The organism is Leucobacter iarius, from assembly GCF_039530105.1.
GTDB classification, from domain to species: Bacteria; Actinomycetota; Actinomycetes; order Actinomycetales; family Microbacteriaceae; genus Leucobacter; species Leucobacter iarius.
Window position 1 is genome coordinate 1 of the sequence record NZ_BAAAOB010000002.1, and the last position, 20,447, is coordinate 20,447.

General features: G+C 70.1%; 20 protein-coding genes. 11 read left to right on the forward strand and 9 right to left on the reverse strand.

The genetic code is table 11. From position 1 onward, the window contains the following. Positions 1-1,288: aminopeptidase N (gene pepN / locus ABD169_RS09225; RefSeq protein ID WP_344031683.1), on the reverse strand; the 1,288-nt coding region annotated here is incomplete at its 3' end. A 184-nt stretch (positions 1,289-1,472) separates the two neighbouring features. On the opposite strand from pepN, the gene ABD169_RS09230 reads away from it, so the two are divergent. After that, the gene (locus ABD169_RS09230) at positions 1,473-2,432 is read left to right on the forward strand and encodes an aldo/keto reductase (RefSeq protein WP_344031685.1); all 960 of its coding nucleotides are present in this window, start codon (positions 1,473-1,475) and stop codon (positions 2,430-2,432) included. On the opposite strand, the gene ABD169_RS09235 is transcribed toward ABD169_RS09230, so the two are convergent. Next, positions 2,394-3,083, reverse strand: coding sequence for a DedA family protein (locus tag ABD169_RS09235; RefSeq protein ID WP_344031687.1), 690 nt, complete (start codon positions 3,081-3,083; stop codon positions 2,394-2,396). The two genes, ABD169_RS09230 and ABD169_RS09235, sit on opposite strands and share 39 nt — an antisense overlap. A gap of 90 nt (positions 3,084-3,173) precedes the next feature. Between ABD169_RS09235 and ABD169_RS09240 the strand changes: the two genes are divergently transcribed. From ABD169_RS09240 to ABD169_RS09265, 6 genes are all read left to right on the forward strand, one after another. Further along, positions 3,174-3,791, forward strand: a complete 618-nt coding sequence (locus ABD169_RS09240) for a mycothiol-dependent nitroreductase Rv2466c family protein (RefSeq protein WP_046455984.1) — start codon at positions 3,174-3,176, stop codon at positions 3,789-3,791. Between the two features lie 35 nt (positions 3,792-3,826). Further along, complete coding sequence (locus ABD169_RS09245; protein ID WP_046455983.1) at positions 3,827-4,318, forward strand: ribose-5-phosphate isomerase; 492 nt, start codon at positions 3,827-3,829, stop codon at positions 4,316-4,318. A 5-nt stretch (positions 4,319-4,323) separates the two neighbouring features. After that, positions 4,324-5,343 (forward strand): Fpg/Nei family DNA glycosylase, encoded by a 1,020-nt coding sequence (locus ABD169_RS09250; protein ID WP_344031689.1) that lies wholly within the window; start codon positions 4,324-4,326, stop codon positions 5,341-5,343. A gap of 92 nt (positions 5,344-5,435) precedes the next feature. Next, complete coding sequence (locus ABD169_RS09255; RefSeq protein WP_344032373.1) at positions 5,436-6,737, forward strand: MurT ligase domain-containing protein; 1,302 nt, start codon at positions 5,436-5,438, stop codon at positions 6,735-6,737. After that, the gene (locus ABD169_RS09260) at positions 6,731-7,489 is read left to right on the forward strand and encodes a type 1 glutamine amidotransferase (protein WP_425560967.1); all 759 of its coding nucleotides are present in this window, start codon (positions 6,731-6,733) and stop codon (positions 7,487-7,489) included. The genes ABD169_RS09255 and ABD169_RS09260 overlap by 7 nt, the downstream gene beginning before the upstream one ends. A 138-nt stretch (positions 7,490-7,627) precedes the next feature. After that, positions 7,628-8,188 carry a YceI family protein gene (locus tag ABD169_RS09265; RefSeq protein WP_046455981.1) on the forward strand — a complete coding sequence of 187 codons (561 nt, stop codon included), beginning with the start codon at positions 7,628-7,630 and terminating at the stop codon, positions 8,186-8,188. Between the two features lie 88 nt (positions 8,189-8,276). On the opposite strand, the gene ABD169_RS09270 is transcribed toward ABD169_RS09265, so the two are convergent. The 7 genes from ABD169_RS09270 to ABD169_RS09300 form a co-directional block, all read right to left on the reverse strand. Continuing rightward, positions 8,277-8,726 (reverse strand): hypothetical protein, encoded by a 450-nt coding sequence (locus ABD169_RS09270; protein WP_344031693.1) that lies wholly within the window; start codon positions 8,724-8,726, stop codon positions 8,277-8,279. A 104-nt stretch (positions 8,727-8,830) separates the two neighbouring features. Further along, positions 8,831-10,504 (reverse strand): ABC transporter substrate-binding protein, encoded by a 1,674-nt coding sequence (locus ABD169_RS09275; protein ID WP_344031695.1) that lies wholly within the window; start codon positions 10,502-10,504, stop codon positions 8,831-8,833. Positions 10,505-10,587: 83 nt separating this feature from the next. Continuing rightward, positions 10,588-11,439, reverse strand: a complete 852-nt coding sequence (locus ABD169_RS09280; protein WP_344031697.1) for an ABC transporter ATP-binding protein — start codon at positions 11,437-11,439, stop codon at positions 10,588-10,590. Further along, positions 11,436-12,257, reverse strand: a complete 822-nt coding sequence (locus ABD169_RS09285) for an ABC transporter ATP-binding protein (RefSeq protein WP_344031700.1) — start codon at positions 12,255-12,257, stop codon at positions 11,436-11,438. The genes ABD169_RS09280 and ABD169_RS09285 overlap by 4 nt, the downstream gene beginning before the upstream one ends. Further along, the gene (locus ABD169_RS09290) at positions 12,257-13,138 is read right to left on the reverse strand and encodes an ABC transporter permease (protein WP_344031702.1); all 882 of its coding nucleotides are present in this window, start codon (positions 13,136-13,138) and stop codon (positions 12,257-12,259) included. The genes ABD169_RS09285 and ABD169_RS09290 overlap by 1 nt, the downstream gene beginning before the upstream one ends. Continuing rightward, positions 13,135-14,091 (reverse strand): ABC transporter permease, encoded by a 957-nt coding sequence (locus ABD169_RS09295; RefSeq protein ID WP_344031704.1) that lies wholly within the window; start codon positions 14,089-14,091, stop codon positions 13,135-13,137. Before ABD169_RS09295 ends, ABD169_RS09290 begins: the two co-directional genes overlap by 4 nt. A 37-nt stretch (positions 14,092-14,128) precedes the next feature. Continuing rightward, positions 14,129-15,769, reverse strand: coding sequence for an ABC transporter substrate-binding protein (locus tag ABD169_RS09300; protein WP_344031706.1), 1,641 nt, complete (start codon positions 15,767-15,769; stop codon positions 14,129-14,131). A 253-nt stretch (positions 15,770-16,022) separates the two neighbouring features. Between ABD169_RS09300 and ABD169_RS09305 the strand changes: the two genes are divergently transcribed. Genes ABD169_RS09305 through ABD169_RS09320 form a run of 4 tightly spaced genes read left to right on the forward strand, consistent with a single transcriptional unit; the run spans position 16,023 to position 20,429 of the window. Further along, positions 16,023-16,730 (forward strand): pyroglutamyl-peptidase I, encoded by a 708-nt coding sequence (locus tag ABD169_RS09305; protein WP_344031708.1) that lies wholly within the window; start codon positions 16,023-16,025, stop codon positions 16,728-16,730. Between the two features lie 2 nt (positions 16,731-16,732). Further along, entirely contained in the window at positions 16,733-18,010 is a 1,278-nt protein-coding gene (locus ABD169_RS09310) for an amidohydrolase family protein (protein WP_344031710.1), read from the forward strand. Next, entirely contained in the window at positions 18,007-19,413 is a 1,407-nt protein-coding gene (locus tag ABD169_RS09315; protein ID WP_344031712.1) for a dihydroorotase, read from the forward strand. The genes ABD169_RS09310 and ABD169_RS09315 overlap by 4 nt, the downstream gene beginning before the upstream one ends. Further along, the gene (locus tag ABD169_RS09320) at positions 19,410-20,429 is read left to right on the forward strand and encodes an aminopeptidase (protein WP_344031714.1); all 1,020 of its coding nucleotides are present in this window, start codon (positions 19,410-19,412) and stop codon (positions 20,427-20,429) included. Before ABD169_RS09315 ends, ABD169_RS09320 begins: the two co-directional genes overlap by 4 nt. Positions 20,430-20,447 lie beyond the last annotated feature (18 nt).

Below are 20,447 nucleotides of genomic sequence, written 5' to 3' on the forward strand. Positions count from 1 at the left end.
GGTCGGGGAGCTCGGTGTTGCCGTGGTGGTGCTTCACGAAGTAGTCGTGCACGCCCTGCATGAAGGGTTCCCGGCCGACCCAGGCGACGAGCTGCTTGAGCACGGACGCGCCCTTGGCGTACGTGATGCCATCGAAGTTGACGAGCACGTCTTGCAGGTCGCGGATTGGGGCGACGATGGGGTGCGTCGAGGGGAGCTGGTCCTGACGGTAGGCCCAGGACTTCTCGGATGCGACGAAGGTTGTCCAGCAGTCGCTCCACTCGGTCGCCTCAGCGGTCGCGAGCGTCGACATGTACTCGGCGAAGGACTCGTTGAGCCAGAGGTCGTTCCACCAGCGCATGGTGACGAGGTCGCCGAACCACATGTGGGCGAGCTCGTGCAGGATCGTGACGACCCGGCGCTCGCGCATGGCGTCGGTGACCTGGCTGCGGAACACGTAGGCCTCGGTGAAGGTCACGGCGCCCGCGTTCTCCATCGCGCCGGCGTTGAACTCGGGGACGAAGAGCTGATCGTACTTGTCGAACGGGTAGGCGTAGTCGAACTGCTCCTCGAAGAAGGCGAAGCCCTCGCGCGTCTTGTCGAAGACGTAGTCGGCGTCGAGGTGCGGTGCCAGGGACTCCCGGCAGAAGACGCCGAGGGGGATCGTGCGGCCGTCGCGGCTGGTCAGCTCGGAGCGGACCTCTCGGTAGGGGCCGGCGATGAGCGCGGTGATGTAGCTCGACATGACCGGGGTCGGCTCGAACGCCCAGGTCGACAGCGCCTCGCCGTCGCGCTCGCCGGCCGCCGCGGGCTCGGGCGTCGGCTGGTTGCCGACCATCTTCCAGCGGGCGGGCGCCGTGACGGTGAACTGGAACGTGGCCTTCAGGTCGGGCTGCTCGAACACCGCGAACACGCGCCGGGAGTCGGGCACCTCGAACTGCGTGTAGAGGTAGGCCTCGCCGTCGGCGGGATCCACGAAGCGGTGCAGACCCTCGCCCGTGTTCGTGTAGCGCTGCTCGGAGACGATGGTGAGCACGTTCTCGGCGGCGAGGCCGTCGAGCTGCACCCGCGAATCGGCGAAGGCGGAGGCGGGGTCGATGGCGCGGCCGTTGAGGTCGATGCTCAGCACGCGCTCGGCGATGAGATCGATGAACGTCGCAGCGCCCTCGGTCGCGTCGAAGCGCGCCACGGTCTCGGCGCGGAACAGCTCGGGGCCGGTCGCGAGATCGAGCGCGACGGTGTAGCTGCGGGACGTGACGATGGCGGCGCGCTCCTGCGCCTCGGCGCGGGTGAGGTTCTCTCCGGGCACGATGCTCCTTCTGCTGCAGTGGTTCTGTGCGATGGAATACGGGGTCGCGGCGCCGATGGTGCGGGCCGCGGATCGACTCAAGACTATTCCCACCCGCCGACATCCCGCCGTGCTCCGCCTGTCCGTCTTCGGTGAGGTTCCTGACCCCCCGGGCGGCGCGCGGCCGGAGGGCTACGCTGAGGACATGACGGAAACGCGTGCGCTCGGAACCTCGGACCTGCTCGTCTCGGCGGTCGGACTCGGCTGCAACAACTTCGGCCGGCCGGGCTCGGCCACCGAGGATCAGGCCGGGACCGACCGTGTGATCGGGGCCGCGATCGATGCGGGGATCACCTTCTTCGACACCGCCGATCTGTACGGGTACTCGTTCGGGCGGAGCGAGGAGATGATGGGGCGCGTGCTGGGCGCCCGTCGCGACGGCATCGTGCTCGCGACCAAATTCGGATACCCGGATTCCGGCGCGCCATACGCCGGGGCGCGCGGATCGCGCGAGTTCATCCGCGCCTCGGTCGAGGGATCCCTCTCGCGTCTTCGCACCGATCGGATCGATCTGTACCAGATGCATTGGCCCGACACGGAGGCGCCGATCGCCGAGACGCTGTCGGCGCTCGACGAGCTCGTGCGCGAGGGCAAGGTGCGTGCGATCGGGCACTCGAACTTCTCGGCCGAGCAGATCGACGAGGCGGCCCGCGTCGCGACCGAGCTCGGCGGCGCGGCCTTCGTCTCGGCTCAGAACGAACTGAGCCTCGTGAACCGCGAGACGGATCGCGAGGTGACGCCGGCGGCGCTGCGCAACGGGCTCGGGCTCCTGCCCTTCTTCCCGCTCGCCAACGGGCTGCTCACGGGCAAGTTCACGCGCGATCACTTCCCGGCCGATTCGCGGATCATGCGCCAGCGCCCGCACGTGGCCGAGCAGGCGGACTGGGACGCGCTCGACGCCTATCGGGATCTCTGCGAGGCCTGGGGCGTCACCATGCTGGAGGCGACCTTCGGGTGGCTGCTCGAACATCGGCCGATCGCGAGCGTGATCGCGGGCGCGACCCGGATCGAGCAGGTGCAGCAGAACGCCGCGGCGGGCTCGGCGTTCCGTCCGAGCGCCGAGCAGTCAGCGCAGATCGACGCCCTCTTCCCGATCCCGAGCTGAGTCGGGCGAGCCGGGTGCCGCGGTGGTGCCGGCATCGCCCGCATCCGTCGGTGCGGCCGTCGAGGCGGCTTTGGCATCGCGCCTGCGCCCGCTGATGCGGCTGGTGACGATCTCGACGAGCAGACCGATGACGAACGCGGTGGCGATGCCGAGCACCAGCGCGAGCAGCGGGTGGTTGCCGAACACGTGCCCGAAGACGGCGCCGATGGCGATGGAGTACGCGGACCAGAAGACCGCGGCGAACGCCGCGGCGATCGTGAACTTGCGGACCGGATAGCCGGTGGTGCCCGCTGCGAGGTTGACGGCGGTGCGTCCGACGGGCACGAAGCGGCCGGTCATGATGAGGATGGGGCCGCTGCGGTCGATGGCGTGCGTGGCCCAGGCGAGCGCTTTCGAGACGCGGCGGCCCGAGAGCCACTTCGGCCGGCGGTCACCGAGCCTGCGTCCGATGCGGAAGACGATCTGGTCGCCCGTGAACGCGCCGACGGCCGCGATCACGCCGAGCCACAGCAGCGCCTCGGGGTGATCCTTCGCGACGACGGTGGCCACCGCGATCACGACGGATTCGCTCGGGACCGGCGGGAACGCCGCGTCCACGATGCAGAGCATGAGGACCACGAGCAGGATCCAGGGGGACTCGACGGTCGCCATCGCGAACGCCTGAATGGCATCGGTGATCCACTGGAACAGGCGCCCCGCCCCCTTCGTCGAAATGTCAGATCTCCAGCTTAGGATCGTCACATGGGAAACACACCGACGTCCGTCGAGTTCTGGTTCGATCCGATCTGCCCCTGGTGCTGGATGACGAGCCGCTGGGCCAGCGAGGTCGCGAGCGTGCGCGGCTTCGACATCGCATGGCACCCGATCAGCCTGCGCATCATCAACGAGAACAATCCCGACGACTCGCACCACGAGCACCACGTGCGCGGCCATCGCTTCGGCCGCGTGGTCGAGGCGGCCCGTCGCGAGGCCGGCGAGTCGGTCGTCGGCCCGCTCTACACGGCCATCGGAACGCGGGTGCACCCCGGTGAGCGCGAGGACGTCGAGGCGATCGTCGCCGAATCGCTCGCGGAGGTCGGCATCGCGGGCGAGGCCGCGCAGCGCATCGCGGCCGAGGCCGACCTCGAGACCTCGGACGCGCAGCTGCGCGCCAACACCGCGCACGCGCTCGAGATCGCGGGTCCCGACGTGGGCGTTCCGATCATCTCGATCGACGGCGTCGCCTTCTTCGGTCCGGTCGTGACTCCGGCGCCCACGGGCGACGCGGCGCTCCGACTGTGGGACGGCATCCACGCGGCCGCGAGCGTGCCCGGCTTCTACGAACTCAAACGGGGCCGCACCGCCGGCCCGCAGTTCTGAATCCGGCCCCTCGGGCTGCCGATAGGATCGCAGTCATGCGTATTCACGTTGCGACCGACCACGCCGGACTCGAATTCAGTCAGCAGCTGCAGCAGCATCTGCGCGAGCAGGGGCACGAGGTGATCGATCACGGTCCCGCCGAGTACGACGCGCTCGACGACTACCCGTCGTTCTGCATCAACGCCGCCGTCGGCGTCGCTCGCGATCAGCGCGACGGCGTCGAGGCGCTGGGCGTGGTGTTCGGCGGTTCGGGCAACGGCGAGCAGATGGCTGCCAACAAGGTCGAGGGGATCCGCGCCGCGCTGGTCTGGAACGAGTCGACCGCGAGCCTCGCGCGCGAGCACAACAACGCGAACGTGATCTCCATCGGTGCGCGCCAGCACCCGGTGGAGGACGCGATCCGCTTCATCGACCTGTTCATCGCGACTCCGTTCCCCGGCGACGAGCGCCACGTGCGCCGCATCGGCCAGCTCGGCGAGTACGAGCGCACCGGCCTCATCGCCGGCAAGCAGGTCGACGCGATCTAAGCGATATGCCCGAAGGACACTCCGTACACCGGATCGCCCGCCAGTTCGCCGCGAACTTCGTGGGCGGTCCGGTGGCGGTCTCGAGCCCGCAGGGCCGTTTCGCCCCGGGCGCGGCGATCATCGACGGTCGCGAGATGATCGATGCCCGTGCCGTCGGCAAGCAGATGTTCCTCGAGTTCGCCGGGGCTCCCGGCGAGGATCCGCACTGGCTGCGCGTCCATCTCGGCATCTACGGAGCCTGGGACTTCGCCGGAGCGGTGCGCGTCGATCCGAGCATCCAGATCCACGGCGTCACGCCTGGGCACTCCAAGCTGGGACAGACGGGGGAGTACTCCCGTCCCGACGGCGCGGCTCCCGTCGACCGCGACGGCGAGGACTCGGTGACCTCGATCGGCGCGCCGCGGCGCACCCGGGTGCGCATGGCCGAGCACGACCGCGAGAGCGACGAGCTCGGTGCGTTCCCCCCGGAGCCGGTCGGCCAGGTGCGCGTGCGCCTGCTCAACGATCTCGTGTGCGCCGATCTCCGCGGTCCGACGGCCTGCGAGGTACTCACGCCGGCTGAGGCCGACGCCGTGATCCAGCGCCTGGGGCCCGATCCGGCGAACGCGAACACACCTCGCGAGCGCGACCGCTTCGTCGAGCGGGCCGCGAAGAAGAAGACCCCGATCGGCCTCGTGCTCATGGACCAGTCGGTCGTCGCGGGGATCGGCAACGTCTACCGGGCCGAGATGCTGTTCCGAGCGGAGCTCGATCCGCACACCCCGGCGAATTCGCTCGACCGCACGGTGCTCGAAGCGCTGTGGGACGACTGGGCGCACCTGCTCGAGATCGGGATCACCGTCGGGCAGATGATCACCATCGACGGACTCGAGGGCGAGGCCTACCGGCGTGCTCTGACCGAGCGCGATGAGCGGCACTGGGTCTACAAGCTCGAGGGGACGCCCTGCAAACGCTGCGGCACGAACATCGCACTGGAGGAGATGGCGAACCGCAAGCTCTACTGGTGCCCCGGCTGTCAGACCTGACCCCGGCCGGCACCGGCCCGGATCCGATCCGCGACCCGGCACCGGCCGGCGTCGGGCGGCTGCGCAGGCCCGCGCCCAGTACGCTGGTGTGCATGCGTGACTTCCTCTCGACCGTGATCGGCAAGTCGGTCCGTCAGGTCGCCCGGCTGCGCGGCGGAGGCTCCGCGCTCCCCGGTCTCGTCGTCGAAAAGCTCGATCCCGGGTATCTCGCCCGCGTGCTCGGCCGTCTGCCGCACGGCGTGGTCGCGGTGAGCGGCACCAACGGCAAGACGACCACCACGAAGATGATCGTCGAGATCCTGGAGGCCCAGGGCCTGCGGGTGTTCACGAACCGCACCGGTTCGAACTTCTCGCGCGGCGTCGTCGCGGCGGCGGTGCAGGAGAGCTCGATCGGCGGGCGCCTCGCGGCCGACATCGCGGTGCTCGAGCTCGACGAGGCCCACGCCATGCACTTCATCGCGAAGGTGAAGCCGCGGCACACGCTGCTGCTCAACGTGCTGCGCGACCAGCTCGATCGCTTCGGCGAGATCGACGCGACCGCGAAGCTGCTGCAGCGGATCGCCGACGCCACCACCGACGGGGTCGTGGTGAACCGCGAGGATCCGCTGCTCGCCGCGGTGGGGGCGCGCGTCGCCGAGTCCGGCAGGGGGGTCGCCGTGCGCGAGTTCGGGCTCTCCCCGAAGCTCCGCGCGATGTTCCCGAGCGACGACGACTTCCACGCCGGCGCGCCCGCGGACGACGCCCCCGAGGTCGAGACGCCCGACTCAGGAGCCGCCGACGTGACCCTCGTCGAGGTCGGCGATCACTCCGCGGTGTTCCGCATCGACGGTGAGGATCGGGCGACGACGCTCAAGCTCGAGGGCCTCTACAACACCTTCAACGCCGCGGCGGCGCTCTCGACCGTGCGGATGGTGCTCGGCGATGCCGACCCCGACGCGCTGCTCTCAGCGCTCTCGGAGGTGCGTCCGGCGTTCGGTCGCGGTGAGCAGCTGGTGCTCGACGGGCAGCCGCTCGAGCTGGTGCTGGTGAAGAACCCTGCGGGGTTCCGCCTCGCGCTCGCCTCGTTCGCTCCCGAGGGCGTCGGCACCATGATCGCGATCAACGACCAGTACGCCGACGGACGCGACATGTCGTGGCTGTGGGACGTGGACTTCGCCTCGCTCGCGTCCGAGGGCGTCGACACGGTCTCGGGCGCGCGCGCCTGGGACATGGCGCTGCGGCTCGAGCACGACGATGTCGCGGTCGGCACGGTGCAGGAGGATCTCGCGGCCGCGCTGGCTGGCTTCCGGGAGCGCACCCCCGGGCGCCCGCGACGCATCTTCTGCACCTACACGGCGATGCTCGCGCTGCGCAAGGAGCTGGCCACCCTGACCGATGTGGAGGAGATCTGGTGAACGAGGATCAGCAGGATCGGACGGCTCCGCGCGAGCTCGTCATCGTCTCCCTCTACCCGAGGGACATGAACATCTACGGGGATCGCGGCAATGTGCTCTCGCTGGCCCGGCGCGCGCGCCTGCAGGGGTTCGAGCCGCGCATCGTCGAGATCAATCCCGGGGACCCGCTGCCCGAGCGGATCGACATCATGGTCGGCGGAGGCGGGCAGGACTCGGGCCAGGGGCGCGTCGCGATCGACCTCGTCGACAAGCGGGATCGGATCCGCGAACTCGCGGAGGACGGTACCCCGATGCTCATGATCTGCGGGCTCTACCAGCTCTTCGGCCACCGCTTCGTCACCTACACGGGTGAGGAGCTCGTGGGGATCGGCGTGCTCGACGTCGAGACGCGCGGCGACGACACGCGCATGATCGGCAACATCGTGCTCGAGAGCGATGAGTTCGGCGAGATCATCGGATACGAGAACCACAGCGGCGTCACGACGCTCGGCCCGGGTTCGGTGCCGTTCGGGCGAGTGACGCAGGGCGCGGGGAACAACCCGAGCGACGGCGTGGAGGGTGCGCGGACCGGCAACGTGATCGGCAGCTACCTGCACGGTTCGCTGCTGCCGAAGAATCCGGCGATCAGCGATTTCCTGATCGCCCGCGCCGCGGAGCGGCGGTACGGGTCGTTCGAGCCGACCGCGGCGGCGACCGCGGGGGACCGCACGGTCGAGCAGGCGCGCGCGAGCGCGAAGCGCCGTCCGCGCTGATCGCGCCGCCCCGACGCACGGTTTCGAGAAGAAACCGTGAGTTCGGGGAATATTCATCGCAACAGTTGCATTCAACTGAATGGATCGTGAGAGAATGATCCTCGTACTTGAATCATCAACCGTTGGAGGGCGCACGCCATGACCATCACCGCAGATCAGATCCCCGGCTACCGCACCGGCACCTGGAAGATCGACCCGACCCACTCGGAGGTCGGCTTCTCGATCCGCCACCTCGCCATCAGCAAGGTCAAGGGCAAGTTCGAGAAGTTCGACGCGACCTTCCAGACCGGCGAGAACCCGCTGGATTCGACCGTCTCCGCGACGGCCGAGGTCGCCTCGGTCAACACCAACCAGGCGGACCGTGACGGTCACCTGCGCACCGGCGACTTCTTCCTCGCCGACGAGCACCCCGAGCTGAGCTTCGTCTCGACCGGTGCTCGCGAGGACGGCGGCGACTTCCTCGTCGACGGCGATCTCACCATGCGCGGCGTGACCAAGCCCGTCACCTTCGCCTTCGAGTTCGGCGGCTTCGGCGAGGACGCCTACGGCAACTACAAGGCCGGCTTCACCGCCACCACCGTGGTCAAGCGCGAGGACTTCGGCCTGACCTGGAACGCACCGCTCGAGAAGGGCGGGCTGCTGCTCGGCTCCGACGTCACCATCAACATCGACGTCCAGGCCGCGCTGGTCCAGGACTGAGCGCACTGCGCGCTCGGGCGTCGACCCGGGCTGCGTGAGCGATGAACAGGGCCGGCCCCCGGAAGGGGGCCGGCCCTGTTCCGGTCCGTCAGGAGGAGGCCGGGGCCGAGCCCGACCCCGACCCCGAGCTCAGGGCTTCGAGCGCCGCGATGGTCTTCTCGAGGTGCGCGGCCTGTTCCGGGTCGCCCTCCCAGAGCTCGAGGTACTCCCGATCCTCCTCATCGGAGTCCCGGATCCGGTGCAGCCAGGCGAGCAGGACCCGCGTCCCCTCGGTGGTCGCTTCGAGCGCGACGCCGCCGAGCGCCGGATCCGCGAGCTGGTCGGTGTCGCCGGTCAGGATCTCGGAGAGCGCGAGCGCGGTGACGTCGAACAGGTACTCGTCGTCGCCCGGATCGTCGCCGAGGAATCCCTCGTTCCGAGCCGCAGCGACGAGCTCGTCCGCGGTGACGCTGCTCCGCTCCGCGGCCAGCCCCTCGATCGCGGAGAGGAGCTCGAGGCCCTCATCGCTCTGCAACGCCTTCACGCCCCATGCACCCATGCCTTCAGACTAGGCGGTCGCCGGGCGGCGACGGAAGGTCTCCGGCGAAGAGGCCCCTCCCGGTCGGGAGGGGCCTCCTCCATCTGCCGGGGGTCTGCGCTGCGCTACGGCTTCGCGGCCGCGTCACCCTCGCCGAGCCCCTGCGCCCACGGCACGTTGTGCTGGATCGCGGCCGTCGGCACCCCGGTGAGGCCCTTCGCCAGGTAGACCGGGTTGTACGGCTGGAACACCGGGATCCAGGTGGGATCCTCCGCCGCGATCTTCTGGGCCTGGATCAGCAGATCGGCACGGGCGGCTTCGTCGGTCGTCTGGCGGGCCTTCGCGACGAGCTGATCGAACTCCGGGTTCTTCCATCCGGCGTAGTTGTAGAAGTTGTCGCTCTGCAGGAAGACGTAGAGCGACACCGGGTCGGGGTAGTAGGTCTGCCAGGTGGTGAAGATCATGTCGATCCCCTCGCGGGCCTTCGCGTCGGAGTAGAGGGAGTTGTAGACGTCCTCGGGCAGCGTCTTCAGCGCGATGTCGAGTCCGATCTCCTTCCCGGCCCGCTGCATCTCTGCCGCCACGATCGGCATCTCCGGCTGCGCGCTGGTCACGGCGAGCGTGATCTTCGGCTGCGGGCCGGCCTCCTGCACGAGCTTCTTCGCCGCTTCGACCGACCGCGGCATCGCCGCGATCTCCTTCGACGCCGCTTCGAACTTCGGCTTCTCGTAGCCCCAGGTGCCCGAGGACGCGACCGTGTACAGGGGATCGGCCGCGCCGGCCATCGCCGCCGTGATGATGGCCTCGCGGTCGACCGCCATGGACAGCGCCTGGCGGACGCGAGTGTCCTTCAGTCCGCCGTTCAGGTTCGTCACCATGCCGATGAAGGCACCGGACGTCTCGCCGAAGAAGAGGTCGCCCTTGCCGCTCTGCGCGAGCTTGGCGAAGCCCGAGGGCGGCACGTTCCAGGCGCCCTGGATCTCACCGCTGAGCATGCCGTTGACGCGCGAGGCGGCGTCGCGCACGAACGTGAAGTCCAGGCGGTCGGTCTTCGCGAGGTGCTTCGAATCCCAGTACCCGTCGAACTTCTCGATCGTGATGCGCTCGCCCGGCTTCCACTCGCTCAGCTTGAACGGTCCGGTGCAATCGACGTTGGCGCTCGGCGTGCCGAGCTTCTCGCCCTGCTGCTCCGAGGTCGCCCGGCTCACGACGCGGCCCGAGCTCGTCGCCATCTCCTGGAAGAACGTGACGTCCGGCTGCTTCAGGGTCACGGTGACCTCGAGCGGTCCGGTGGCGGTGATCGACTTCACCTGATCGTAGGCACCGGCGACCATCGATCCGAGGTCGTAGTTCGCCGAGCGCTTCATGCTGTAGACGACGTCGTCCGCGGTCATCGTGCCCCCGTCGTGGAACTTCACCCCGCTGCGCAGGTGGAACACCCACTTCGTCGGCTCCGGGTTGTCGTATGATTCCGCGAGGTTCGGCTCGATCGTCATGTCGGGAGTCAGCTTGAGCATGCTCTCGCACACGTTCGTAATGACCTGCTGCGGTGGGAAGTCGCTGATCTTGATGGGATCCAGCGAGGTGGGCTCGTTGTAGAGCGCCCACTTCACGGTCTTCGCCTGGCCGGTGGCCCCGGGCAGAGAGGTGGTGATCTTCGGCGGTCCGGCGGTCGTGCGGGCGGCTGAGCCCGCGGCCGAGCAGCCGCTCAGGGCGAGCGCGGCGATCGCCGCGGACGCGGCGGCGACGCGCACGGCCGAGCGGCGTGCGCCGCTCGATCCGATGGGGGAGAGGGGCATCCGATACTCCTTTGTTGGATGGTGACGCTGCTGATCTGGGGTGGGGGAGCTCGGCGGACTGGTGAGCCGAGCCGTCGCGCGGTTCAGCCGCTCGCCGCGATGAACTCCCGTCTGGCATCTGCGACCGCGCGCGGATTCCAGTCGAGGGTCGGCACGCTCGCGAGCAGCAGGCGGGTGTACGGGTGGCTCGGCGCGGCCAGCACGGCCTCGGTACGGCCGGCCTCGACCACGTGGCCGCGGAACATGACGAGCACGTCGTCGGTGATCCAGCGCACGACCTCGAGGTCGTGGCTCACGAACATGAGTGCTACGCCGGTCTCCCGGCGGATCCCGTCGAGCAGCCGCAGGATCTGGGCCTGGATCGAGACGTCGAGCGCCGCGACGGCCTCGTCGAGGATCAGCAGCTCCGGTTCTGCGGCGAGGGCGCGCGCGATCGCGACACGCTGCCGCTGCCCGCCGGACAGGTCGCGCGGCATGCGGCCGGCGGCCGCCCCGTCGAGCCCGACCTGATCGAGCAGCTCGTCGATGCGGGCGGCGCGATCCTGCCCGCGCCGGGTCGTGTGCAGGGTGATGATCTCGGCGAGCGCCTCGCGGGCGCTCTGCCGCGGATCGAGGCTCTGGTACGGATCCTGGAACACCATCTGCATGGTCCGGGCTCGGGCCATACGCTGACGGACGCCTCGGCCGTGCGGCAGCGGGGCCCCGTCGACGAGGATCTCGCCGGCGTCCGCGGTCTCGAGGCCCGCGACGATCCGCGACACCGTGGTCTTGCCCGAGCCGGACTCGCCCACGATGCCGAGCGCGCCGCCGCGCTCGATCGAGAACGAGATGTCCGCCGCTGCGGTGACGGCGCCGTGGCCGAAACGCTTCGTGAGGCCGCGCACCTCGAGCAGTGCGCTGCCTGCGGTGCGCTCGCGCTCGCGGGTCGGGGTCATGGCTTCTCCTCCGTCGGGTGACCGGACTGCGCCGGGAGCTTCTCGAGTCGGGCCGGCATCGCGGCGAGCAGGGCCCTCGTGTAGGCGTGCTGCGGGTTCCGCCACAGCTCACGAGCCTCGGCCTCCTCGACGATCTCGCCGTACCGCATGACCGAGATCCGGTCGCAGGATCCGGCCGCGAGGTCGAGGTCGTGGGTGACGAGCACGATCGCGAGGCCGCGGCTGGTGCGGAGCTCCTGCAGGATCGCGATGATCTCGGCCTGGGTGGTCACGTCGAGCGCGGTGGTCGGTTCGTCGGCGAGCAGCAGCTCGGGCTCGCTCGCGAGCGCGGACGCGATCATGACGCGCTGCAGCATTCCGCCGGAGAGCTCGTGCGGGTGCTTCTTCAGCTGGGATTCCGGATCGAACAGGCCGACCTCGTCGAGCAGCCGCGCCGCGGTGCGCCGGGCCTCGTCCCTGCCGAGGCCGCGGTTGACCCGCAGGCCCTCGCACATGAACCCGCCGATGGTCTGGTAGGGATTGATGTGCGCTCGGGGATCCTGGAAGATCATCGCCGCCCGCTTCTTCCGGACCTCGGCGACCTGCGCCTTCGACGCGGTCACGAGGTCGACGTCCCCGAACCGGACGGAGCCCGTGAGGCGCGATCCGCGCGGCGTGAGCCCGACGACGGTCCGGAGCGTCATCGACTTGCCCGACCCGGACTCGCCGACCAGGGCGACGAACTCGCCGGGCCCGCACGTGAGGGAGACCTCCCGGAGGATCTGCCGCTCGTCGTCGCGGCGTTTGACGGTCAGCGACAGGTTCTCGATCGTGAGCATCAGTTCTGCTCCCTCCGGGTGATGCGCTCGGCGAGACCCTCGCCGAGCAGGCTGAAGCTGACGACCGCGAGCACGATCATCGCGCCCGGGGCGAGCGCCGGGAGCGCGACGCCCTGGATGAGAGCCGCCTGGCCCTCCGCCGACATGGCCCCCCAGTCGGCCTCGGGCGGCTGCACGCCGAACCCGAGGAAGGAGAGGCCCGCGAGGTCGATCATGGCGTAGCCGAAGCAGAGGGTTGCCTGCGCGATGACGAAGGGGATGATGTTGGGGACGAGGTGCCGGATCAGGATCTGCCAGGCGGGCATGCCCTGGGTCTCGAGCGCCTGGATGTAGAGGCTGCCCCGCTCCGCGATCGCCACGCTGCGGGTGACGCGCGCCATGTACGGGATGTAGGCGATCGCGAGGGCGATCACGATCGAGTTGAGTCCCGGGCCGAAGATCGCGACCGCGAGGATCGCGAGCAGCACGCCGGGGAACGCGAACAGTATCTCGACGATGCGCGACAGCACCGCGTCGACCGCGCCGCCGCGCCAGGCGGAGACGACGCCGATGAGCACGCCGAGGATCGCGGATCCGAGCACGACGCCGAGCGGCCCGAGCAGTGAGATCCTGGCGGCGTAGATGGTGCGCGAGAGCACGTCGCGGCCGGCCTCGTCCGTGCCGAGCAGGTGCTGGGCCGATGGGCCCTGCAGCGCGTCGAGCAGCGACACCGCGTAGGGGTCCTGCGGCGCGATCACGGGAGCGAGCATCGCCATGAGCACGAGCAGCACGAGGACGACGAGGGCCGCGAGCGTGAGCCCGTTGCCGCGTACCCGGAAGCTGAGCCAGGTACGACGGGTGAGCAGGCTCGTCGTGCGGGTGTGCGTGGTGGGAAGGGTCATCGCGTCGCCGCCTTCTGTCGGGCCCGGGGTTCGAGGAGCGGGTAGAGCAGGTCGACGATCAGGTTCGAGACGACGAACACGGCGACGATCACGAGCACGATCGCCTGCACGACGGGGAAGTCCTTGACGTTGACGGCCTGCACGAGCAGGGATCCGATGCCGTTGAGACCGAAGACGGTCTCGACGATCGTCGTCGTCACGAGCAGGCCGGAGACCACGAGGCCGGCCAGCGTGATGACGGGCACGATGCCTCCGCGGAACGCGTGCGCCCAGATCACTCGCTGGCTGCCGAAGCCGCGGACGCGCGCGGTCTCGACGTACTCCTTGTCGAGCGTGCCGATCATCGAGGTGCGGGTGGTGCGGAACACGAGCGCGATCGAGGAGAGGGCGAGCGCGATGGCGGGCAGCGTGAGATGCCAGACCGTATCGGCGAAGCCGTCGCCCGGACCGAACGCCGGGAAGACGCCGAGCGTCACGGCGAACAGCGACGTGAGCGCCATGGCGACCACGAAGGCCGGGGTCGCCATGCCGACCGTGCTGAGCACGATCGCGATCGCATCGACGGGACCGCGCTTCACCGCGGCGAGGACGCCGAGCAGCACGCCGATGCCGAGGATCAGGATCGCGGCGTAGACCACGAGCGCGAGCGTGGTCGGCAGTCGCGAGGCGAGCAGGTCCCCGACCGGCTGGTGGAACTGGAGGCTCTGCCCGAAGTCGCCCTGCAGCACGCCGCCGACCCAGCGGGCGTACTGCACGAAGAACGGATCGTCGAGGTGGTACTGCGCGCGCAGCGACGCGAGGGTCTCCGCCGTGACGTTGTTGCCGCGGGCGAGGAAGGTCTCGGGGGAGCCCGGCGCCAGGTACATGCCGCCGAACACCGCGAAGGAGGTGACGAGGAGGACCAGGGCGAGCGAGCCGACCCGTTTCAGGATGGTCGAGAGGACCGGATGCATCAGTGCGTTCCCTTCTGCGCTGATCGGGTGCGCCGGGTCACTTCGCCGCCCCCAGCGCCGCGGCCCACGGACGGTGCAGTTGCATGTACGAGGTCGGGGTGCCCGTGATCCGCTTGTTCAGGAACACGGTGTTGTCGGGGGCGTAGATCGGGATCCAGAGCGACTGCTCGACGATGATCTTCTGGGCCGCGATGATCGCGTCGGCACGGGCCGAGAGATCGTCGGTGGCGGCGGCCTTCGCCACGAGCGCGTCGTACGCCGGGTTCGAGTAGCCGCTGAAGTTGTAGAAGTTCCCGGTGGTGAAGTACTGGTAGATCTGCGTGGGATCGGCGTAGTCGGTGCCCCAGGCCGTGAGGTAGAGATCGATGCCCGTGCGCGCCTTCGGGTCGGTGTAGACCGCGTAGTACTGGTCGGCAGGGATGTTGCGGATCTCGGCCTCGAGGCCGAGCTTCTTCAGCGCCGATTGGATCTCGGCGGCGATGATCGGGGTCTGCGCCTCGGCCGTCGTCGAGGCGATCACGATGGGCTTCGTCGGCGTCTTCGTGGTGCCGAGCAGCTGCTTCGCCGCGGCGAGGTCGGTCTGTCCGAGTTCGATCCCGTCCCAGGCCGACCGGAACTTCTGCTGCTCGTAGCCCCAGGTGCCGGGCACGGCGGGTGCGCGCTGCTCCTGCGCCGCGCCGCCGACGGCCGCGGTGATGATCGCGGAACGATCGATGGCGCGCGACACCGCCTGCCGCACCACCGGATCCTGGAGGGGCCCCTTCGGATCCATCACTATGGCGTTGTAGCCCTGGGTGCTCGGACCGTGGTACACGGTGCCCGGCCCGCCCTGCGACAGTCGCTTGACCGCGGCGGGCGCGAGATCCCAGGTGCCGTCGATGGACCCCGCGAGGAGCCCGTTGGTGAGCGCCGCGGGGTCGCGGACGAACTGGAACACGATCTGCTTCGCGCGGGCGCGGCCGGCTGCGTCGAAGTAGTCCGGGTCGCGCTTCAGCGTGATCGACTGGCCGGAGTCCCATTTCTCGAGCGAGAACGGGCCGACGCAGTTGATGCCGCCCTTCGGCGTGCCGTAGGCCTTGCCGAGTTCCTGCACGGTCTGCGCGCGATCGACGATGCCGGCGGGCGAGCTGAGCGCTGAGTCGAGCAGGGCGTCGGGTTCCGTGAGTGCGATGGTCACTTCGAGCGGCCCCGTCGCGGTGATGCTCTTGACGTGCGCGAACGGTCCGGCCCAGTAGGACCCGAGCTCCGGGTCGAGGTTGCGCTTCAGGCTGAATACGACATCGGCCGCGGTGAGCGGCGTCCCGTCGTGGAACTTCACGCCGTCGCGCAGCGTGTACACGCGGGTCGTCGGATTCGGAGTCTCGACCTTCTCGGCCAGCGCGGGCTCCGGCGTCATCTCGGGGGAGAGCCGGAACAGGCCCTCGCAGACGTTGGCCATGATCGAGCCGGTCGAGTTGTCGGCGTTGTAGATCCAGTCCATCGACGCCGGCTCGCTCGTGACGGCCCAGGTGATCGAGTCGACATCACCGACGGGTTTCGGCGTGCTCGTGACCACCCGGTCGGCGCTCGGCGCGGGGGCGCCGGGATGCGCTGCGGGGGATCCGCACGCGGCCAGGGCGAGCGCGACCCCCGCGGCCGCGAGGCCGAGGGCGCCGCGACGCAGAACGGTCGAAGACATGGGTGCTCCTCACATCGTTGTGTGCCCGGAACGGGCTGAAGGTCCGACCGGATGATCACGAGTGTCAACGCGATGGATTGCTGCAAGTAAACCCAGCGGCATCCGGCTTGTCAAGCAAAATGAAACGTTTCTTTTTGAAAAGAAACGTTTCATTTCACGTCTGAGTGCGCTAGCGTTCCTGCTCAGGCGCCGCCGCTCGATCGACGGTGCCGCGAGACCGAAACAGCGATCTGCGAGAGCGGGAGGAGCACGGATGACGACCGGGAGCACGGATGATCGGCCCTGGGTGCTGGTCACGGGGAACGGCGCCTACGGAGACACCGCGGAGCGGGTCGGGTGGCAGTACGACACCAATCCGTCGAGCGAGATCGCGCTGCATCTCGACGGCGAGACGGTGGCGGGCCACCTGATCCGCGGAGTCGCCCTCGAGTGGGACCGCACGCCCGCCGAGGCGATCGATCCGATCCTCGACGCGGCCGACGGCCGGCCGCCGGCCGTCGCCATCGGACTCGGCGTGTTCTCCGGGCGACCGACCGTCTCGGTCGAGCGCACCGCGGTGAACGTCCGGGACTTCCAGTTCGCCGATGGAGGCCATCGACCCGCCGGGGAGCCGGTGTTCGCCGGTGCGCCGGCCGCCTACCTGGCCACCCTGCCGATCAAGGCGATCGCGCAGGCGATCCGCGGCGTCGGGATCCCGGCTCTCGTCTCGAACAGCGCCTCGACCCACGGGTGCAACTCGGTGATGTACACGCTGCTGCACCGGGCGGCGGAGCGCGGCTTCCCGACCAGGGCCGGGTTCCTCCATCTCCCGGATCCGCCCGCCCACGTGGCATCCGTCGGCAGCGACGGACCGAGCATGGCCGTCGAGCTGCAGATCGAGGCCGTGCGCACGGCGATCGCCGCGGCCATCGCGCACTCGGACGGGGACATCGAGCTGCCGGCCAACGAATGGGAGTGGTGAGCATGGGTGCGCCGGTGGGAACCGAGGCGGTACGGATCGTGCGCGCCGCGCTGCACGGTCGGGACGGCGAGTGGGATCTCGTGCTGGGTCCCGGTCCGGACGGCGAGGTCGTCGTGCGCGAGATCCTGCCGCACGCGACCGGCACCGACGCGGCCGGCGGAGAGGGCGTGCTCGACGCGTGCGGGGGCCTCGTCTCCCGCGCCTTCGCCGAACCGCACGTGCATCCGGACAAGTCCTACAGTCTGAGCGTGCTGCCCGACGGCATCGATGCCGCCGAGCTCGCATCGCTCGAGCCGTTCGAGCGCGCGGCGCGCATCAAGTCGGCCTTCACTCCTGAGAACGTCGCGGCGCGCGCCGAGCGCGCGCTGCGCCTCGCGGTCTCCAACGGGGTCACGCGGGCGCGGGCGACGGCGGACGTCGACACCGTCGCGGGCCTGCGCGGTTTCGAGGGGCTGCTGCGCGCCCGGGAGGCGGTGGCCGAGCTGCTCGACGTCGAGATCGTCGCCTTCCCCCAGGAGGGTCTGATCCGCGATCCGGGCGCCGAGTCGCTGCTGCGTGCGGCGCTCGAGGCCGGGGCCGACCTCGTCGGCGGCTGGCCGAACGTCGAGGCCGCACCGGAGGACCAGCGGGCGCACGTGCGCACCGTCTTCGACCTGGCGCAGGAGTTCGACGTCGACGTCGACATCCACGCCGACTGCTTCCTCGACCCTGAAGAACGGATCCTCGAGTTCATCGCCGAGGAGACGATCCGCCGCGGGTACCAGGGCCGCGTGCTCACGAGCCACTGCGCCGCGCTCGAACTGCAGACCGACGACGATGCGCGCCGGATCATCGCGTGCGTCGCCGAGGCGGGAATCACCATCGCCGTGATCCCGCTCAATCTCGCCGACGGCGGTCCGCGCGGCCTGTCCCGGCCGCAGGAACTGCTGGCCGCGGGCGTTCCCGTGGTCTCCGGCACCGACAATCTCAACGACGGCTGGTATCCGCTCGGGACGCTGAATCCGCTCGATCGCGCCTCCATGACCTTCTGGGGCGGTTCGTTCGACGACGAGGACGAGGTGGACACGGTCTGGGACCTCGTCTCGGGCGCCGCGTGGCGCGCGCTCGGAGCGGGTGCCGGGGATCTCGCGGTCGGGATGCCCGCCGAACTCGTGATCCTCGACGCGGCCGATCGTGCGGGCGCACTGCGCGACCCGGGTTGCGGACTCACGACGATCCATCGCGGCCGGATCGTCTCGCGGCGCGCGGTGACCCGCAGCTTCGCCGGAGCGGCGCAGTGAGCCCCGGGACGTCCGCAGGCGCGGCGCTCGATCGGGCCTTCGACCTCGTGGTCGAGGGATCCCGCGTGCTCATCGGCGGGGCGTTCGTCGCTGCGGCGCTCGGCGTGCGCGACGGCCGGATCGCGGCGATCGTCGACGTTGCGACCGGCGCTTCGATGCCGGCGGCGCGCCGGATCGATGCGGGCGCGCGCGCCGTGCTGCCCGGCTTCCTCGACCTGCACGTGCACTTCGACAATCCGGGGGAGTCGATCACCGACGACTTCGCCGTCGGCACCGGCAACTCGGCGCTCGGCGGGCACACGTTCGTCGGCGACCACCCCTTCTCGAGCCCGCTCACCACGACGGGGGCGCGGTATCGGGAGAAGATCGACCTGGCCGCGGCGGGTGCGCGCGTCGACTTCGGCCTCTGGGGCGCAATGACCCGGCCCAGCATCGACGAGATCCCGGCTCAGGCGGCTGCCGGGGCCGCCGGGTTCAAGGCGTTCCTGCCCGAGAACGACATGGGGTATCCGGCGGCCCTCGCCGAGGATCTGCGGCGCGGATTCCGGGTCGCGGCGGCCTCGGGCGGCACGGTGCTCGTGCACGCCGAGGACCGCGCCGCGATCCTCGAACTCGACGTCCGCAGCCGCGAGTCCGGCGAGCGCGGGTACGCGGCTCTCGCCTCCGGTCGCGGACCCGGGATCGAGCTCGCCGCGGTGCGCGACGTGCTTCGGATCGCCGAGGAGACCGGGGGCGCCGTGCACTTCGTGCACCTCTCGGTCCCCGAGGCCGTGGATCTGGTCACGGCCGCCCGCGCGAACGGGCTGCGCGCGACGTGCGAGGTCGCCGCCCATCACCTGCTGCTCGACGCATCCCGATTCCCCGAGCTCGGCTGGCGGGCGCTGTGCGCACCTCCGCTCAGAGAACCCGCGCTCGTCGACGGACTCTGGGCGCGCCTGCGCGCCGGCGACATCGCGGCGGTCGTCTCCGATCACTGCCCGTACGACCCCCGGGAGAAGGCCCTGGCCGATCGCGATTCGTTCGCCGGCCCCTTCGGGGTCCAGGGCGCGCGCGAGTTCGCTCCGCTCTTCCTCGATGAGGCGCTGCGCCGCGGATGGTCGCTCGCCGAAGCGGTCGCCCCGCTCACGAGCGGGCCGGCCGAGCTGTTCCGATTGGCGCCGGAGAAGGGGCGGATCGAGCTCGGCGCGGACGCCGATCTCGTACTGCTCGACACCGATGCCGACTGGGTCGTCTCGGTCGACGAGCAGCTCGGCAATTGGAAGTGGACGCCCTACGCGGGGTGGCGCAGCTCGATCCGGGTCGACGGCACCGTCGTGCGCGGCACCGAGGTGGTGCGCGACGGCGGGCTCGTCGGAGCGCCGGGCGTCGGGCGCTTCGTTCCGATGCGGGGGTGGGACGCGTGAGCGCCCCGTGGATCGGCCCCGCCGAACTGGAGGCTGGGGCCCGCGAGCTCGCGACCGGCTGCCTCGCGATCTCGGAGGCCGACCGTGTCCTCGTGCTCACCGACGCGGCGACCGCGCCGCTCGCCGAGTACCTCGAGCGGGCTTCGGCGGCGCTCGCCCCGACGCGGTTACTCGTGCTGCCTTCCCTCGACGACGCCTACGACGAGGCGTTCGCCCGCATCGAGGCCGGCATCGTCGAGGACCGGCCCAGCGTCGTGCTGTTCGCAGCCCGGGACGCCGACGATCGGCTCGCCTGGGACGGCCGCTACTGGGAACTGCTCGACGGCATCGGCGCGCGCAGCGCGCAGCTGCCCGCCCTCGACGCGCCGTCGCTCGGGATCGGTCTCGCCACCGACTACGCGGAGGTGGCCCGCTTCACCGAAGCGGTCACGTCGTGCGTCGCAGGCGTGCGGCGGGTCCGCGTCGCGAACGCGCTCGGCACCGACATCGTCTTCGACTGCGATCCCGCGCGTCCTTGGACCCCGTTCACCGGGATCTACCGCCGCCCGGGCGAGGGCGGACGGCTGCCGCAGGGCGAGACCTTCTGCAGCCCGGTGAACGCGAACGGGACCATCGCCGCCTCCGTCATCGGCTACCCGTTCAATGCGGCCACGGGGTTGCTGGCCGAACCGGCCCGCTTCGAGATCTCGGGCGGACGCCTCGTCGGTCTCTCGCATCCCGATCCGGTGCTCGCAGAGCGGCTCACCGCCTGGTTCGAACGCGATGAGCACGCGGCGCGCATCGGTGAACTGGCCTTCGGCACGAATCGGGCCTGCACCGCGCTCACCGGCAACCTGCTGTTCGACGAGAACGTGCCCGGCTGCCACATCGCCATCGGCCATCCCTTCGGCGACTACACGGGCGCCGAGTGGGAATCGGGCGTCCACGTCGACCTCGTCGTCGACCGTCCGACCATCCACGTCGACGACCGCCTGCTCATCGAGCGCGGCGCGTACGCCGATCCCGAACTCGACTGACCACCACCAACACGAACG

Bases quoted from the DNA above. Each gene is read 5' to 3' on its own strand.
- ABD169_RS09295 (WP_344031704.1), bottom strand. From the start codon at position 14,091: ATGCATCCGGTCCTCTCGACCATCCTGAAACGGGTCGGCTCGCTCGCC.
- ABD169_RS09275 (WP_344031695.1), bottom strand. From the start codon at position 10,504: ATGCCCCTCTCCCCCATCGGATCGAGCGGCGCACGCCGCTCGGCCGTG.
- ABD169_RS09230 (WP_344031685.1), top strand. From the start codon at position 1,473: ATGACGGAAACGCGTGCGCTCGGAACCTCGGACCTGCTCGTCTCGGCG.
- ABD169_RS09250 (WP_344031689.1), top strand. From the start codon at position 4,324: ATGCCCGAAGGACACTCCGTACACCGGATCGCCCGCCAGTTCGCCGCG.
- ABD169_RS09240 (WP_046455984.1), top strand. From the start codon at position 3,174: ATGGGAAACACACCGACGTCCGTCGAGTTCTGGTTCGATCCGATCTGC.
- ABD169_RS09280 (WP_344031697.1), bottom strand. From the start codon at position 11,439: ATGACCCCGACCCGCGAGCGCGAGCGCACCGCAGGCAGCGCACTGCTC.
- ABD169_RS09305 (WP_344031708.1), top strand. From the start codon at position 16,023: ATGACGACCGGGAGCACGGATGATCGGCCCTGGGTGCTGGTCACGGGG.
- ABD169_RS09290 (WP_344031702.1), bottom strand. From the start codon at position 13,138: ATGACCCTTCCCACCACGCACACCCGCACGACGAGCCTGCTCACCCGT.
- ABD169_RS09255 (WP_344032373.1), top strand. From the start codon at position 5,436: ATGCGTGACTTCCTCTCGACCGTGATCGGCAAGTCGGTCCGTCAGGTC.
- ABD169_RS09245 (WP_046455983.1), top strand. From the start codon at position 3,827: ATGCGTATTCACGTTGCGACCGACCACGCCGGACTCGAATTCAGTCAG.
- ABD169_RS09300 (WP_344031706.1), bottom strand. From the start codon at position 15,769: ATGTCTTCGACCGTTCTGCGTCGCGGCGCCCTCGGCCTCGCGGCCGCG.
- ABD169_RS09235 (WP_344031687.1), bottom strand. From the start codon at position 3,083: ATGGCGACCGTCGAGTCCCCCTGGATCCTGCTCGTGGTCCTCATGCTC.
- ABD169_RS09265 (WP_046455981.1), top strand. From the start codon at position 7,628: ATGACCATCACCGCAGATCAGATCCCCGGCTACCGCACCGGCACCTGG.
- ABD169_RS09270 (WP_344031693.1), bottom strand. From the start codon at position 8,726: ATGGGTGCATGGGGCGTGAAGGCGTTGCAGAGCGATGAGGGCCTCGAG.
- ABD169_RS09310 (WP_344031710.1), top strand. From the start codon at position 16,733: ATGGGTGCGCCGGTGGGAACCGAGGCGGTACGGATCGTGCGCGCCGCG.
- ABD169_RS09285 (WP_344031700.1), bottom strand. From the start codon at position 12,257: ATGCTCACGATCGAGAACCTGTCGCTGACCGTCAAACGCCGCGACGAC.